Origin of the sequence: Comamonas sp. JUb58, from assembly GCF_004364775.1 — a bacterium.
In the GTDB taxonomy this organism is placed as follows: Bacteria; Pseudomonadota; Gammaproteobacteria; order Burkholderiales; family Burkholderiaceae_C; genus Comamonas.
Map to the genome: position 1 here is coordinate 48,101 of NZ_SOAL01000003.1, position 14,026 is coordinate 62,126.

The 14,026-nt window shown below is 62.9% G+C and carries 14 protein-coding genes; 5 read left to right on the top strand and 9 right to left on the bottom strand.

Annotated features, from left to right (window positions below; genetic code table 11):
* Positions 1-2: 2 nt before the first annotated feature.
* Both EDF71_RS03760 and EDF71_RS03765 read right to left on the bottom strand, forming a co-directional pair.
* Positions 3-1,889 (bottom strand): autotransporter assembly complex family protein, encoded by a 1,887-nt coding sequence (locus EDF71_RS03760; protein WP_133855305.1) that lies wholly within the window; start codon positions 1,887-1,889, stop codon positions 3-5.
* A 2-nt stretch (positions 1,890-1,891) separates the two neighbouring features.
* A complete protein-coding gene (locus tag EDF71_RS03765) occupies positions 1,892-3,079 on the bottom strand; it encodes a VWA domain-containing protein (RefSeq protein ID WP_133855306.1) in 1,188 nt (395 codons plus the stop codon).
* A gap of 72 nt (positions 3,080-3,151) precedes the next feature.
* Between EDF71_RS03765 and EDF71_RS24920 the strand changes: the two genes are divergently transcribed.
* On the top strand, positions 3,152-3,718 hold the full coding sequence (locus EDF71_RS24920) for a hypothetical protein (protein ID WP_166656445.1): 567 nt from the start codon (positions 3,152-3,154) through the stop codon (positions 3,716-3,718).
* Between the two features lie 19 nt (positions 3,719-3,737).
* Here EDF71_RS24920 and EDF71_RS03780 read toward each other — a convergent pair whose 3' ends face one another.
* From EDF71_RS03780 to EDF71_RS03790, 3 genes are read right to left on the bottom strand one after another with little or no spacing between them, the layout of a single operon-like run.
* The gene (locus EDF71_RS03780) at positions 3,738-4,331 is read right to left on the bottom strand and encodes a GNAT family protein (RefSeq protein WP_133855309.1); all 594 of its coding nucleotides are present in this window, start codon (positions 4,329-4,331) and stop codon (positions 3,738-3,740) included.
* Positions 4,332-4,345: 14 nt separating this feature from the next.
* Positions 4,346-4,576 (bottom strand): hypothetical protein, encoded by a 231-nt coding sequence (locus tag EDF71_RS03785; protein WP_133855310.1) that lies wholly within the window; start codon positions 4,574-4,576, stop codon positions 4,346-4,348.
* Between the two features lie 7 nt (positions 4,577-4,583).
* Positions 4,584-5,438 carry a MoxR family ATPase gene (locus tag EDF71_RS03790; RefSeq protein ID WP_133855311.1) on the bottom strand — a complete coding sequence of 285 codons (855 nt, stop codon included), beginning with the start codon at positions 5,436-5,438 and terminating at the stop codon, positions 4,584-4,586.
* A gap of 103 nt (positions 5,439-5,541) precedes the next feature.
* Between EDF71_RS03790 and EDF71_RS03795 the strand changes: the two genes are divergently transcribed.
* Positions 5,542-6,222 carry a c-type cytochrome gene (locus EDF71_RS03795; protein WP_133855312.1) on the top strand — a complete coding sequence of 227 codons (681 nt, stop codon included), beginning with the start codon at positions 5,542-5,544 and terminating at the stop codon, positions 6,220-6,222.
* A gap of 21 nt (positions 6,223-6,243) precedes the next feature.
* On the opposite strand, the gene EDF71_RS03800 is transcribed toward EDF71_RS03795, so the two are convergent.
* Together EDF71_RS03800 and kefC are read right to left on the bottom strand one after the other, a co-directional pair.
* Complete coding sequence (locus tag EDF71_RS03800; RefSeq protein WP_021025342.1) at positions 6,244-6,678, bottom strand: DUF1841 family protein; 435 nt, start codon at positions 6,676-6,678, stop codon at positions 6,244-6,246.
* Between the two features lie 78 nt (positions 6,679-6,756).
* Positions 6,757-8,631 (bottom strand): glutathione-regulated potassium-efflux system protein KefC, encoded by a 1,875-nt coding sequence (kefC, locus tag EDF71_RS03805; protein ID WP_133855313.1) that lies wholly within the window; start codon positions 8,629-8,631, stop codon positions 6,757-6,759.
* 246 nt (positions 8,632-8,877) lie between these two features.
* Between kefC and EDF71_RS03810 the strand changes: the two genes are divergently transcribed.
* On the top strand, positions 8,878-9,516 hold the full coding sequence (locus EDF71_RS03810; RefSeq protein ID WP_133855314.1) for a LysE family transporter: 639 nt from the start codon (positions 8,878-8,880) through the stop codon (positions 9,514-9,516).
* A gap of 310 nt (positions 9,517-9,826) precedes the next feature.
* Here the strand turns inward: EDF71_RS03810 and trmL are convergent, their stop codons facing one another.
* Together trmL and EDF71_RS03820 are read right to left on the bottom strand one after the other, a co-directional pair.
* Positions 9,827-10,312, bottom strand: a complete 486-nt coding sequence (trmL, locus tag EDF71_RS03815) for a tRNA (uridine(34)/cytosine(34)/5-carboxymethylaminomethyluridine(34)-2'-O)-methyltransferase TrmL (protein ID WP_133855315.1) — start codon at positions 10,310-10,312, stop codon at positions 9,827-9,829.
* Positions 10,313-10,376: 64 nt separating this feature from the next.
* Positions 10,377-11,144, bottom strand: a complete 768-nt coding sequence (locus EDF71_RS03820) for a ComF family protein (protein ID WP_133855316.1) — start codon at positions 11,142-11,144, stop codon at positions 10,377-10,379.
* A gap of 49 nt (positions 11,145-11,193) precedes the next feature.
* Between EDF71_RS03820 and EDF71_RS03825 the strand changes: the two genes are divergently transcribed.
* Together EDF71_RS03825 and coxB are read left to right on the top strand one after the other, a co-directional pair.
* Positions 11,194-12,102, top strand: a complete 909-nt coding sequence (locus EDF71_RS03825) for a biotin synthase (protein ID WP_133855317.1) — start codon at positions 11,194-11,196, stop codon at positions 12,100-12,102.
* 295 nt (positions 12,103-12,397) lie between these two features.
* Positions 12,398-14,020: a cytochrome c oxidase subunit II gene (gene coxB / locus EDF71_RS03830; protein WP_133855318.1), complete on the top strand. Its 1,623-nt coding sequence runs from the start codon at positions 12,398-12,400 to the stop codon at positions 14,018-14,020.
* Positions 14,021-14,026 lie beyond the last annotated feature (6 nt).

Below are 14,026 nucleotides of genomic sequence, written 5' to 3' on the forward strand. Positions count from 1 at the left end.
TTTTAGAAGCTGTATCCCAGACGCAAGTGCAAGCGGAAACGTTCGTCTTTCAAGCCATAGGCCACATCGGCCTGCAGCGCGCCCACGGGGCTGCGCCAGCGCAGGCCCGTGCCAATGCCCCAGTAGGGCGTCATATCACCAACCTTGTCTGCGACCGAGCCCACATCGGCAAACACGGCCGATTCCCAGGCGCTGATCTCGCCATTGCGCACCAGGGGGCGCTGGTACTCGACACTGCCCACATACATGTAGCGGCCGCCGTAGACCTGGTCGTCGGCCACGCGGGTGCCGATCTTCTTGTAGCCATAGCCGCGCACCGTGGTGTCGCCGCCGGTGATGAACAACTGGGTGGCCGGGATCACGGCTGAATCCTTGGCCATGATGGCGCCGCCCTCGGCTCGCAGTGCGATGCGGGCGCTGCGCGAACTGCCATTGGGCGCCGTGACCTTGCCGGCCGGCACAAAGCCTTGCCAGCGCAACAGGCTGCGCACAAAGGGCTCACGGTCCGGTGTGATGGTGTAGCCCGCGCCCAGCTCAGCGGCAATGCCGTAGCCTCGCGTGGGATCGGTGTTGTTGTTGAAGTAGCGGCCCGTCCAGCCGTAGTTGACGCTCAAGGCGCTACTCGAGGGAATCTTTTCCTGGCCTTGCACCGATGAGAAGTCGTACTGCAGAAAAGCGCTGCGATCGATATGGTCCGTGCTCTTTTTGTGGCCGCCGCGCAGCTGCATGGAGTTGACAGTGAAGTCGCCATTCAGTTCGCGCTTGACCTCACCGGCGCCAAAGTAGGCCCAGCCACTTTCCTTGGGCAGGTCGGTCCATTCGGTGGACAGCAGCTTCTTGTCGCGCTCGAACGAGAACTTGCTCACCGCCCGCCAGCCCAGCCAGGGCATCTTGTTGTGGGTGTGGTCCAGGCTCAGGCGCGGCCCGGTGTCGGTGGACATACCGATACCAAACACCACCTTTTGCAGCTTGGCCTCGCGCACCTGGGCGATCACCGGTGCTTCCTTGGGGTTGGCAGTGTCGGTGTCCAGGGTCAGGAAGACCGAGTCGTAGTAGCCGCTGCCGGCCAGTCGGGTCTGGGCGTCCAGCATGTCGGCTTCGCTGTAGTTCTGGCCGCTGGGCAGGCGCGCAATGCGGGCAATGCCCTCGGCGTCGTAGCGCTCGGTGCCTTCGATGCGCAAGGGACCAAACTTGTAGAGCGGGCCGCTGTCATAGCCCACCGAGAGCTTGGCCTGGTTGGTGTCGCCATCGATATTGGCCTGGCTGTTGCTGATCTTGGCGGTGGGGTAGCGGTTGCGCTGCAGGCTGCGCAGCCCTTCGGACTTGGCGCTGCTCCATTCCTTTTGGGTAAAGCCTTCGCCGGGCTGCAGATCCCAGTTGCGCTGGAAGCGGGCGCGGCGCGCGGCAAAGTTCTTTTCCTGCGTCACTTCGCCGCTGTAGTCCAGCTCCACCTCGGCCACCTTGGTCTGGGGGCCGGGTTCGACCTCAATCACAAACTGCGGCCGTGCCTGGCTGTTTTCTGTGGAGATGCCGCTGTCGGCCGGGGCGGTGCCGGTGTCATAGGCATCGATCTTGATCTCGGGGCTGAAGTAGCCCAAGGTGCCCATCAGCTCGCGCACGTCTTCATCGGCACTGCCCAGCAGGCGCGTCATCTCGCTCATCTGCAGACCGGGGAAGTTGCGGTAGCGCTTGAGCTCTACGTACTGCTCCAGATACTCGCGCACCTTCTTGGGCGCCTTCACGGTGATATCAAATGCGGGCTCGCCAGTGGCATGCGCGGCGCTACCGTCCGCGTCTTCGGTCTTGGGGGTGCTGCTGCAGCCTGCCAGCAGGGCAGCAGTAAGAATAAAAAACGCCGGCAGGACCGGCGTCGTCAGACGGTGTCGCATGGTCACTTTGACAGCAAGCGCATCGTGTCCTCCAGCCCTTTGAGTGACAGGGGAAACATGCGGTCGCCTACGAGTTGTTGTATCAGGCTGATGCTCTGGCGGTATTGCCACACGCCTTGCGGCTCCGGATTGATCCAGGCGTGCTTGGGAAATGCGTGGGTCAATCGTTTAAGCCATTCGGCCCCAGGTTCCTCATTGTTGTACTCAACGGAGCCTCCGGCTTGTAGGACTTCGTATGGACTCATCGTGGCATCGCCCACAAAAATGAGTTTGTAATCTTTGTTGTATTTTCGAATGATGTCCCAGGTAGGGAATTTCTCAGCGTAACGCCGTTTATTGTTCTTCCACATGTAGTCGTAGACGCAATTGTGAAAATAATAAAACTCGAGGTGCTTGAATTCGCTTTTGACGGCGCTGAATAACTCCTCGACGCGCTGAATATGGTCATCCATGGTGCCGCCCACATCCATCAGCAGCAGTACCTTCACATGGTTATGGCGCTCGGGCACCATCTTGATATCGAGGTAGCCGGCATTCGCAGCGGTGGCGCGGATGGTGTCGGGCAGGTCCAGTTCAAGATCATTGCCTTCGCGGGCAAAGCGGCGCAGGCGGCGCAGTGCCACCTTGATATTGCGGGTGCCCAGCTCCTGGGTGTCGTCGTAATCGCGGTAGGCGCGCTGCTCCCAGACCTTGACGGCGCTTCGGCTCTTGCCCGGGCCGCCAATGCGCACGCCGGCCGGGTTGTAGCCGCCATGGCCAAAGGGGCTGGTGCCGTTGGTGCCAATCCATTTGCTGCCGCCTTCGTGCCGGCCCTTTTGCTCTTCCAGGCGTTTTTTGAGCGTCTCCATCAGCTCATCCCAGCCCATGGCCTCGATGGCGGCCTTTTCTTCGGCGCTTAGCTCTTTTTCCAGCACCTGCTTGAGCCAGTCCTCGGGCAGCTCCTTCTTCCAGTCGGTGAGCATCTCCATGCCCTTGAAGTAGGCGCCAAAGGCCTGGTCGAACTTGTCGAACAGCTTCTCGTCCTTGACGAGGCACAGGCGTGCCAGAAAATAAAAATCGTCCAGGCTCCAGGCGTCCTCGGAGCGGGGGCCGGCCAGGCCCTTGTCCAGGGCTTCGAGCAGGGTCAGCAGCTCCTTGACCGACACCGGCAACTTGGCCGCGCGCAAGGTGTAGAAAAAGTCTATCAACATGGTTTGTAAACAATCTGAAACAGTTTGGCGCTAGCCTCTCCAGTCTAAAGGGTACTCAAAAGGCAAGCTGTCATGGTGATGATCAAAACGGACAAGGCACGCCAGGCGTTGCGTGACCGCGGCAGCCTGTCTGTACAGGAGCGCCAGATTCTGATCTTGTGCGATGGCAACCGCTCGCGTCAAGAGATTGCGCGTTGGGTCGGGGACAGCGCCGGCAGCGTGCTAGATGCCTTGATCAGTGGCGGCTATCTGGCCGTGCAGCAGCCTTCGGCGCCACCGCCTCCCCCACCACCGCCCCCGCCGCCTCCGGTGGCCGCCCCGGCGCCCGTGCAGGTGGCGCCCGCCGCGCCCGTGTATGTGGAGCAGACCCGCGCCAGCCAGGGCAGCAAACGCTCGCTGGCGGGCTGCAAGATGTATGCCGTGGGCATTTTGCAGATGCAGCGCAGCGCAGATGCGATGGCGCTGGCCGTGCGTGTGCAGCAGGCGGGCGACGAGACCGAGCTGCTCCTGGGCCTGGTCGACATGGTGACCTTCCTGGAGCAGATGACCAATACCGGCTATGCCGACAACGTCAAAACCCATTTGCGCCAGATTCTGCCGGAGCAGTATCTGGGTGTGCTGAACCTGCAGACGGCTTAAATCAGCCGTTTCTTTAATCTCAGCGCGGCTGGTCCAGCAGGTACAGCAACTGGGCCTTGGCCTCCGGCCATTCACCAGCCAGCATGCTGTAGAGCACGCTGTCGCGCACGGTGCCATCGCGGCGCGGCGCATGGTGGCGGATGACGCCGTCCTTCTTGGCGCCCAGGCGCTCAATCGCGCGCTGGCTGGCAAAGTTGTAGTTGTCGGTGCGCCAGCCCACAACGGCCGCGCCCAGGGTCTCGAAAGCGTGGGTCAGCAGCAGCAGCTTGCAGGTGGTGTTGACATGGCTGCGCTGCACGCTGCGGGCGTACCAGGTGTAGCCAATCTCCACGCGCTTCAAGGCGGGCACGATGTCGTGGTAACTGCTGGTGCCCAGCAACTGGCCGCTGGCCTCGTCCACCACCGCAAAGGGCATGCGGTTGCCAGCATCGCGCATGGCCAGGGCCTGCTCGATATAGGCGCGGGTGTTCTCAGGCTCGGGCACCGAGGTGACGCGGATGTTCCACAGCTCGCCGTCTTGCGCGGCGGCGCGCAGGCCTGCCTCATGCGCCAGGGTCAGCGGGGTCAGCAGCACGCCACGGGCGCGCAGTTCAGTCGGTTCTACAAAGGCCATATGCCTCTTTCTATTCAGCGTTCAGTATTGTTGCTGCGGCGGTTGCGCCAGCGCCGGGCCTGTTGCAGCCCCAGGCCGCCGCCCAGCCCCACCAGGGCAATAGCGGCGATGCTGCCGGCGTCATAGCCTTCGGAAAACAGCTGCCAGCCCAGCAGGCTGCCAATGCCCCAGCCCAGCAGCGCGCCCACCAGAAAACCGGCCGCGTCGCTCAGCCCTTCGACCAGCAGTTGCTGCGGGGTGGCCATGGCTGCTTTAGCGGTTGCGCTGGTTCATGAAGACCAGCTTTTCGAACAGGCTCACATCCTGCTCGTTCTTCAGCAGCGCACCCACCAGTGGCGGGATGGCGATCTTCTGGTCGGCGGTTTGCAGCACTTCCGGCGGAATGTCTTCGGCCACCAGCAGTTTGAGCCAGTCGATCAGCTCGCTGGTCGAGGGCTTTTTCTTCAGGCCCGGCAGGTTGCGGATGTCGAAGAACACCTTCATCGCCGCCGACAGCAGCTCTTGCTTGAGTTGGGGGAAGTGCACCGCCACGATCTGCTGCATGGTCTCGGCATCGGGGAAGCGGATGTAGTGGAAAAAGCAGCGGCGCAGGAAGGCATCGGGCAGCTCTTTTTCGTTGTTCGAGGTGATGACCACCAGCGGGCGGTGCTTGGCGCGGATCATCTGGCGCGTTTCGTAGCAGTAGAACTCCATGCGATCGATTTCGCGCAAGAGGTCATTGGGGAATTCGATATCTGCCTTGTCGATCTCGTCGATCAGCAGGGCCACCGGCTGGTCGGCCGTGAAGGCCTGCCACAGCACGCCCTTGATGATGTAGTTGTTGATGTCCTTGACGCGGCCCGCGCTCTCGGGGTCGGCGAGCTGGCTGTCACGCAAACGACTGACCGCATCGTATTCATACAAACCCTGCTGTGCCTTGGTGGTGGACTTGATATGCCACTGCAGCAGCGGCATGCCTAACGCCTGTGCAACCTCCTCCGCCAGCATGGTTTTCCCTGTCCCTGGTTCCCCCTTGACGAGAAGCGGTCTTTGAAGGGTAATTGCCGCATTGACCGCCAGCATGAGGTCATTGGTCGCGACGTAGTTCTGTGTGCCTTGGAATTTCATGGAAGTGGATGCAGAATCGTGATGACGGGGCCAGTACAGCGTTGACTATAAACCCAGATCTCCGCAGCAAAGCGGCGGCCTGAACCACACGATTGTGCGCACAATGAATAAAAGATGGACCACGATATTTGCCTTGCTTGTCGCGTCAGCGACCAGCGCAGTCTGCGCGCAGGAGATCAAGGGCAATGCCAAGGCGGCTGAGGGAAAGGTGGCGATGTGCATCGGCTGCCACGGCATTGTGGGCTACAAGGCCAGCTTCCCCGAGGTCTACCAGGTGCCCAAGATTTCGGGCCAGAGCGAGAAGTACATCGACGCCGCGCTGCATGCCTACAAGAAGGGCGACCGCAAGCACCCGACCATGCGCGCCATCGCCGATTCACTGAGCGACCAGGACATTGCCGATCTGGCCGCGTACTACGCGCAACACACGGTGGGTGAAACCAAGCTGGCAGACAAACCATCCAAGGTGCCCAGTGCCGAGGTGGCAGAACTGCTGAAAAAGGGCACCTGCGTCAGCTGCCATGGCGACAACTTCTCCAAGCCGCTTGATCCTTCATACGCCAAGCTGGGTGGCCAGCATCCTGACTACCTCTACGCGGCACTCAAGTCCTACACCGTCGAGAAAAACACCCGCATCGGCCGCAACCACCCGATCATGGTGGGCATGGCCAAGCAACTGACCCATGCCGAGATGAAGGCGCTGGCCAACTACATCGGCAGTCTGGACGGCCCGCTGCAAATCGTGCCCGAGTCGCGTTTTCGCAGCAAGCAAGCGGCTAACTAAGGCACTGCAGTCGTCAGCCGCTCAGTCCTTGGTGGCCTGGCGCTGTACGGCGGCCACATAGGCATTGCCATCGGGCGGGCGGCCTGAGCGCTGGCTCTCCCACAGCATCGTTCCCAGGCATTCCATGGCCACATGGTGGGCGTCGTGCAAGGAGCCCAGGCGCTTGGCCAGCAGCTCCACCGCCTGGCGAATGCCACGCGGCTGGTCAATGCTGCACTGCTCGCTGATCGACAGGTGCATCGACAGGTGCAGGAAGGGGTTGGTCTTTTCCGGCGTCAGGTCGTAGTTGCGGGCAATGGCCGCGTCGACGTCGCTCAGGTCTTCGCGGTATTCCGGGTGCTCATCGATCCACAGGCTGGCCAGGGTCTCGATGGCCTCCATCGGCTGGCCCGCCTGGTGCTTGGCATAGGCGGCGCAGAAAAAACGCCGGACATCGGCTTGGGAGGGGTTGAACATAGGGCGCACAGCGTAGCACGCGTCTGGCAGCTACGCTGGGTTGTGGTTAAGCCGGTGGATGGGTGTTTGAACCGCTGCTTAGATTTGGCTGTGCGGGTCTTCGGGCGGCGGCGGGTAGGGGCTGCTGGGCGCGTCCTTGGCTTCCTGCACCTGCTCCTGGCGCTCCTGGCGCTCGCGGGCCATTTGCTCCACCAGTTGCTCGCGGCCTTGCTTGGCTACGGCCAGCATGGTTTCGCGATCGTGGTGGTGTTCGTACATCTTGTCCGAGAGCTCAATGTTGTGCGCGCGGAACACCGTCACCACATACTGCGCATCTTCTTCGCTGTAGCCCATCAACTCCAGTGCCTTCTCGGCCGTTTGCAGGCTGGAGTCAAACACCTCGCGGTCGACATGGTGCACGCCCATGTCGCGCAGCGCATACCAGTGCGCCACATCCTTGGCCCGGGCGACGATCTTGAGGTGCGGAAAATGCTGCTGCACCAGGCGCACGATCTGGTTGGTCTGCAGCTCATCATCCACCGCAATCACCATCACCTCGGCTTTTTCGGCGCCGGCAATGCGCAGCAGGTCCTGGCGTGTGGCATCGCCATAGAACACCCGGTAGCCAAAGTTCTGCGCCACTTCCAGCATCTCCACGCTGTGGTCCAGGATGACGGCCTTGATGCCCTGGCTCAGCAGCACGCGGGTGACGATCTGGCCATAGCGGCCGAAGCCGGCGATCAGCACGGTGGCTTCCTGCTGCTCGCTGAGCTCGGGCGGCACATCATCGCCCTTGGCCAGGTTGGCAAAGCGGGGCATCAGCCAGCGGTCCATCGCGGCCACGATCAGCGGCGTGGCCACCATCGAGATGGCGACCGAGCCGATCAGCAGGGATGACTGCTGGGGCGTCAGAATGCGCTGCGCCTGGGCGGCGCTGAACACCACAAAGGCGAACTCGCCGCCCTGGGCCAACAGCAGAGTGAAGAGGGGGCGCTCCTGCACCGGCATGCGCAGCAGCTTGGCCAGCCCATAGATGACCAGGGACTTGATCAGCAGGAACATCAGCACCAGCACCAGCATGGTGAGCGGCGCCTGCAGGATCACGGAGAAGTCGATGCTCATGCCCACCGCGATAAAGAACAGGCCGAGCAGCAGCCCTTTGAAGGGCTCGATATCGGTTTCCAGCTCGGCGCGGAATTCGCTGTCAGCCAGCAGCACACCGGCGAGAAAGGCGCCCAGCGCCATCGACAGGCCAATCTGCAGCATCAGGAACGCAATGCCCACCACCAGCAGCAAGGCGGTGGCGGTCGATATTTCGCGCGATTCGCTTTGCGCAATCCAGCGCAGCACCGGGCGCAGCAGGTAGCGGCCCACCAGGATGACGGCCACGATGATGGCCAGGGTCTTGCCGATCTCCATCAGCACATTGCCATCATTCTGGGCGGCCTGGTGGCCCACGGCCAGCAGCGGGATCAGCGCGAGGATGGGGATGGCGGCCACGTCCTGGAACAGCAGGATCGCAAAGCTGGTCTTGCCGCTGGTGGTGGACATCAGGTTGCGCTCGGCAATGCTTTGCAGCGCGATGGCGGTGGACGACAGCGCCAGGCCCAGCGCGGCAATCAGCGCCAGGTGCCAGTCATAGCCAAAGGCCAAGCCGGCGGCAAACAGCCCGGCGGTGCACAGCAGCACCTGGGCGGTGCCCACGCCAAAGATGGGCCGGCGCATGCTCCACAAGCGGCTGGGCTGCAGCTCCAACCCGATGAGGAACAGCATCAGCACCACGCCGAATTCGGAAAAATGCAAGATGTCCTGGACGTTGCTGACCAGTTGCAGGCCGCTGGGGCCGATGATCATGCCTGCCACCAGGTAGCCAATGATGGTGCCCAGCCCCAGTGCGCGGGAGATGGGCACGGCAATCACGGCGGCCGCCAGGTAGAGAAAGGTATAGGTAAGCCAGACGGGAGCGTGTTCCATGCTTGCGTTTTGTTATCGGTGTTTTGTAGTTGCGGTGCACAGATTACTTTTATTTGCCGGGTCACGGTAATTTATTGCAATGTTTTGCGGTTGGCGCTTGTGGGTATTGCCGCGCTAGCTATCAAAAAAATATATTTGCGGCAATGGCCGCAGCCCCACGCGCCCCGCCGGGCAGCGCGATAATCCTGGCTTTGCCCCGACGGGGCTGAGTTGGTGGCGGACTGCTCCGCTGCCCCAGGATGAACCATGGATTTGCATACTTGGATGGCGTATCTCGTTGCGGCTTGCATCATTGCCGTGTCTCCCGGATCGGGCGCCGTGTTGTCAATGAGCCACGGGCTCTCCTACGGCGTGCGCAAGACCAGCGCCACCATCCTGGGCCTGCAGCTAGGCCTGCTCTTGATCCTGCTGATTGCCGGCGCCGGTGTGGGCTCGCTGCTCATCGCCTCGGAGACTGCCTTTAACGTCGTCAAGATCGTCGGTGCCTGCTACCTGATCTACATCGGCTTTGCGCAGTGGCGCGCCAAGGGCGGCATCATGGACACCCAGGCCGAGCAGCCTGCCAGCGGCAGCTGGCAAAAGCGCGCGCTGAGCGGCTTTTTGACCAATGCCACCAACCCCAAGGGCATCATCTTCATGGTGGCGGTGCTGCCCCAGTTCATGACGCCAGACCGCCCACTGTGGCTGCAGCTGCTGATTCTGGCGGCCACCACCTTGGCGGTCGACACCGTGGTGATGCATGGCTACGCCGGTAGCGCCAGCGTGCTGCGCCGCCTGCTGCGCGACAGCCGCGCCATGCGTATCCAGAACAAGGTGTTTGGCGGCCTGCTGATGCTGGTGGGCATGGGCCTGTTCTTCGTCAAGCGCTCGCAAAGCGCGGCTTGAGCCTAAGAACCTGTTTAAAGTCTCCTCGCGCCGCGACAGTGTCTTTGCGAGATGGGATGCGAGGCACAACGCGCAGCCAATCGCCAGCTATTGGCAAGCGCTGCAACGAAGCAGACCGCTCGCAAAGCCACTGTCCCTATGGGTTGGAGTGAAATCGGGCGATTTCTTCGCGCTGGCCCTTGCTTGCACCCCGGAGCAAGCTGCGGACCATCGCTTCGAACTCATCCCGATTGCACTCCAACGCGGCTGCGTAGAGACTTTGAACAGGTTCTCAGACATGCCCCGCTGAGGTGGCGGGGCAGGTAAGTAGTTACTGCGCTGGTCTGCCGTCCGGCATCGCAAAGCCATTCTGGCGCCAGGCCTCGAACACCGTCACCGCCACGGCATTGGACAGGTTGAGGCTGCGCTGGCCGGCTACCATCGGCAGGCGCACCCGCTGGCTCGTGGGAAAGCTTTCGCGCACGGCAACCGGCAAGCCCCGGGTCTCACAACCGAACACCAGCCAGTCGCCGGGCTGAAAGCGCAGATCAAAGGCGGGGCTGCTGCCATGGGTGGTCATCGCAAACATGCGGTCAGCGGCGGGCTGCATGCGCTCCAGGAAGGCTTCCCAGTTGGCATGGCGCTGGGTGGCGGCGTACTCATGGTAATCCAGGCCGGCGCGGCGCATCAAGCGGTCTTCCATCGAAAAGCCCAGCGGCTCGATCAGGTGCAAGCGGCTGCCGGTATTGGCGCACAGGCGGATCACATTACCGGTGTTGGGAGGGATTTCGGGTTCGACCAGGACGACGTTGAACATGGCAAATGCGCAAAAACAAGGGCGCCAGTGTAGCGGCCCGGCCAAATAGGGGTGGGCCGCTGCGCTATTGGCCCGGCGCGGGCGTTCTGGCAAACACCAGGGCCTGCACGGCCGGTGCGCCGCGCGCCTGCAGCAGCTGCGCCACCGCGCCCAGGGTGGCGCCGGTGGTCATCACATCATCAACCAGCAGGGGGCAGGCCCCCAGATCCTGCGCCTGCAGCCCCGGCCGCAGCGCAAAGGCATGGCGCAGGTTGCGCAGCCGGGCCGCGCGGTCCAGGCCGGCCTGGGCGGGCGTGTCCACCAGCCGCAGCAGGTAGTGGGGCTGCACCGCTGCCAGCCGCAATCCAGAGGGGGCTTGATGGCACAAGGCCTTGGCCAGCAGCAGCGCCTGGTTGTAGCCGCGCTCGCGCATGCGGCCGGCAGACAGCGGCACCGGCAGGATCACGCTGGCCTGCTGCAGGCTGGCCATTACCCCGGGGGTGCGCAGCAGCAGCTGGGCCATGCGGTTTGCCCATGCCAGCTGCTGGTGAAATTTGAGGCGCAGCACCATGCCATCCCAAGGCGGGCTATAGTCCACAGCGGCATGGCAGCGCTGCAACAGCGGTGTATCGTGCAGGCAGCCGGCGCAGACCTCGGTGCTGGTTGGCAAGGGCAGCGCGCAGCGGCTGCAGCGGCGCAGGTCCGGCTGCCAGCATACCTGGGCGCAGGACGAACAGATCCAGTCACTGGGCCAGCTGCGGCATACCAGGCATTGGCTGGGCAAGTGGCCCAGCACCTGGGCCGCACGCTGCCACAGGCTGGGCCGCTGCTTCTCGGGTGTCGCTGCTGTCATTGCTTTTATTCCAATCAATAATCTGCGCGCCAAAGCGCAGGTGTCCCCCATGGCTGAATTTACCGCACCTCCATCGATCGACCCCAACGCCGCCCATGCCTGGCAGCGGCGCGCACCTGCGCACAGCCCCTGGCTGCACGAAGAGGTGGGCCGTCGCATGCAGGACCGCCTGCAATGGATCGTGCAAAAGCCCGATGCCTGGTGCAGCTGGGAGCCGGTCTATGGCGGCCTGGAGGCGCACCAGCAGGTGGCAGAGCGCTACCCGGCGGCCGATATCCATATCGTGGAAAGCCGCCCGGCCCATGCCGCGCTGCTGCGCAGCCAGTTGGACAAGCCCTGGTGGGCGCTGAGCCGCTGGCGCCAGGCCAAGCTGCACTGGGCCCTGCCTGCGCCCGGAAGTGTGCAGATGCTCTGGGCCAATATGGCGCTGCACCAGCATCCCAACCCCCAGCAGTTGTTGCAGACCTGGCACCAGAGCCTGGCGGTGAATGGTTTTGTGATGTTTTCCTGCTTCGGACCCGACACGCTCAAAGAGCTGCGCGCGGCCTATGCCAGCCAGGGCTGGCCCGCTGCCAGCCATGAGTTCACCGACATGCACGACTGGGGCGATATGCTGGTGCAGGCCGGCTTTGCCGAGCCGGTAATGGACATGGAGCGCATCACCTTGTCTTACTCTGGCGCCGCGCAATTGCGCGCCGAGCTGCGCGAGCTGGGCCGCAACCTGCACCCCGCCCGCTTTGGCGGCCTGCGCGGCCGCCAGTGGCGCGAGCAGCTCGATGCCCTGCTGACCGCCAAGCTGGCCGATGCCCAGGAGCAGGGGCGTCTGGTGCTCTCGTTCGAGATCATCTACGGCCATGCTTTCAAGCCCACGCCACGCATGAAGGTGCAGGGCGAGAGCAGTATCAGCGTGCAGGACATGCAGCAGATGCTGCGCCAGGGGCGCCCCGGCGGCGCCTGATGGCTGGGGCCACCCTTTACGCCTTATTTGTAGGCGATTAGGTGGCTCAGCAAACGACCTAACATATTCAGCGACTGTCCAGTGTTGGACAGCCGCTGTTGTCAATCTCCTATGATCCCGGGATTGCATGGGTTGCAATCTTGCGCGGTTGCGGCCATGCTCGGCGTAATGACCAAGTGGCATGGGTGCAAGCGGAGATGCACCCGGCGGTGTCTGCACCACGCGGTGGGATGGTTTCCCCAGCTATCCCCGCCTGCCCCTATAACGATGAGAAGATGAGAAGTAAGTGACAACTATGAAAAGTGATTCTCATAAGCTGGCTTCTTGGCTGCTGTTGGTGGCATCCGGCCTCACCTCCGCCGCACATGCGGTGCAAAGTCTTCCCGGCGGTCCGGCCGTAGGGCAGATGAATCTGGCTCCCCCCGTTACCCGTATTGCCCAGGAGCAGCACACCCTGCACTGGATGATGCTCTGGATCTGCACCATCATCTTTGTCGGTGTGTTTGCGGTGATGTTCTATTCCATCTGGAAGCACCGCAAATCCAAGGGGGCCGTGCCTGCCACCTTCCATGAATCGGTCACGGTCGAGGTCACCTGGACCGTACTGCCCTTCATCATCGTGATCCTGATGGCCTTGCCGGCGACCAAGGTGCTGGTCGCGCAAAAGGACACCACCAATGCCGACCTGACCGTGAAAGTGACCGGGTACCAGTGGAAATGGGGCTATGACTACCTGACCGGCGAAGGCGAGGGTCTGAACTTTATCTCCACCCTGGACAGCGGCCAACGCGCGATGTCCAACAGCGGCGATGTCTCCAAGGCGCCCAATGACTACCTGCTGCGCGTCGACAAGCCTCTGGTCGTGCCAGTCGACAAGAAGGTGCGCATCATCACCACCGCTGCCGATGTGATCCACTCCTTCATGGTGCCGGCCTTTGGTATCAAGCAGGATGCGATTCCCGGCTTTGTGCGCGACACCTGGTTCCGTGCCGAGAAAACCGGCGACTACTATGGCCAGTGCGCCGAGCTCTGCGGCAAGGAACATGCCTACATGCCCATCCATGTGAAGGTGCTGTCGGCCGCTGATTACAGCGCATGGGTGGCCGAGCAAAAGAAGTTGCTCGCCGCCCAGGCCGATGACCCGAACAAGGTCTGGGAACTGGCCGATCTGGTCGCCCGGGGCGAAAAGGTCTATGCCGCCAACTGCGCTGCCTGCCACCAGGCCAATGGCAAGGGCGCCGGCCCCATCAAGGCGCTGGATGGCAGCCCTGTGGTGCTGGGCCCCACGGCGGACATGATGCACACGGTGCTGGAAGGCCGTGCCAATGGCGCCATGCCGTCCTGGAAGCAACTGAGCGATACCGACCTGGCAGCGGTTGTCACCTTCACCAAGAACCACTGGGGCAACAAGACCGGCACCATGGTGCAGCCCGCCCAGTTTGTGGCGGCGCGTACCGGCACCTTCCCTGAAGGCGGAGGCACGGCAGGTGCCGCGTCGGCAGCAGCACCCGCAGCGCCACCTGCTGCCCCTGAGGCCGGCGCTGCTGCAGCCACCCCTGCAAGCCCTGCCGCCGCCGCACCTGCTGCAGCAGCAAGCGCAGAAGCACCCATCGGCCAGGTGCTGTTTGCCAGCGGCAAGAGTGACCTGGACAGCCAGGCCCAGGAGGCCGTGAAGAAGGCGGCCACGGCGCTGGCCGGCCAGAGCGGCAAGGTGGCGCTGTCCGGTTTTGTCGATGGCACCGGCAATGCCGACCAGAATGCCGAGCTGGCCAAGAAGCGCGCCCAGGCGGTGGCCGAGCTGCTGGTGGCCCAAGGCGTGGCCGAGGCGCGCATTGAGATGCGCAAGCCGCAGACCATTACCGCAGGTGAGGGCGCTGACAGCCAGGCGCGCCGTGTCGATATTGTTGCTGCCCCCTAAGGCGTG

Excerpts from the sequence above, each read along its gene's own strand:
- EDF71_RS03760 (WP_133855305.1), bottom strand. The coding sequence starts at position 1,889 with ATGCGACACCGTCTGACGACGCCGGTCCTGCCGGCGTTTTTTATTCTT.
- EDF71_RS03780 (WP_133855309.1), bottom strand. The coding sequence starts at position 4,331 with ATGGCCTTTGTAGAACCGACTGAACTGCGCGCCCGTGGCGTGCTGCTG.
- EDF71_RS03790 (WP_133855311.1), bottom strand. The coding sequence starts at position 5,438 with ATGAAATTCCAAGGCACACAGAACTACGTCGCGACCAATGACCTCATG.
- EDF71_RS03800 (WP_021025342.1), bottom strand. The coding sequence starts at position 6,678 with ATGTTCAACCCCTCCCAAGCCGATGTCCGGCGTTTTTTCTGCGCCGCC.
- kefC (WP_133855313.1), bottom strand. The coding sequence starts at position 8,631 with ATGGAACACGCTCCCGTCTGGCTTACCTATACCTTTCTCTACCTGGCG.
- EDF71_RS03825 (WP_133855317.1), top strand. The coding sequence starts at position 11,194 with ATGGCTGAATTTACCGCACCTCCATCGATCGACCCCAACGCCGCCCAT.
- coxB (WP_133855318.1), top strand. The coding sequence starts at position 12,398 with ATGAAAAGTGATTCTCATAAGCTGGCTTCTTGGCTGCTGTTGGTGGCA.
- EDF71_RS03810 (WP_133855314.1), top strand. The coding sequence starts at position 8,878 with ATGGATTTGCATACTTGGATGGCGTATCTCGTTGCGGCTTGCATCATT.
- EDF71_RS03785 (WP_133855310.1), bottom strand. The coding sequence starts at position 4,576 with ATGGCCACCCCGCAGCAACTGCTGGTCGAAGGGCTGAGCGACGCGGCC.
- EDF71_RS03765 (WP_133855306.1), bottom strand. The coding sequence starts at position 3,079 with ATGTTGATAGACTTTTTCTACACCTTGCGCGCGGCCAAGTTGCCGGTG.
- trmL (WP_133855315.1), bottom strand. The coding sequence starts at position 10,312 with ATGTTCAACGTCGTCCTGGTCGAACCCGAAATCCCTCCCAACACCGGT.
- EDF71_RS24920 (WP_166656445.1), top strand. The coding sequence starts at position 3,152 with ATGGTGATGATCAAAACGGACAAGGCACGCCAGGCGTTGCGTGACCGC.
- EDF71_RS03795 (WP_133855312.1), top strand. The coding sequence starts at position 5,542 with ATGAATAAAAGATGGACCACGATATTTGCCTTGCTTGTCGCGTCAGCG.
- EDF71_RS03820 (WP_133855316.1), bottom strand. The coding sequence starts at position 11,144 with ATGACAGCAGCGACACCCGAGAAGCAGCGGCCCAGCCTGTGGCAGCGT.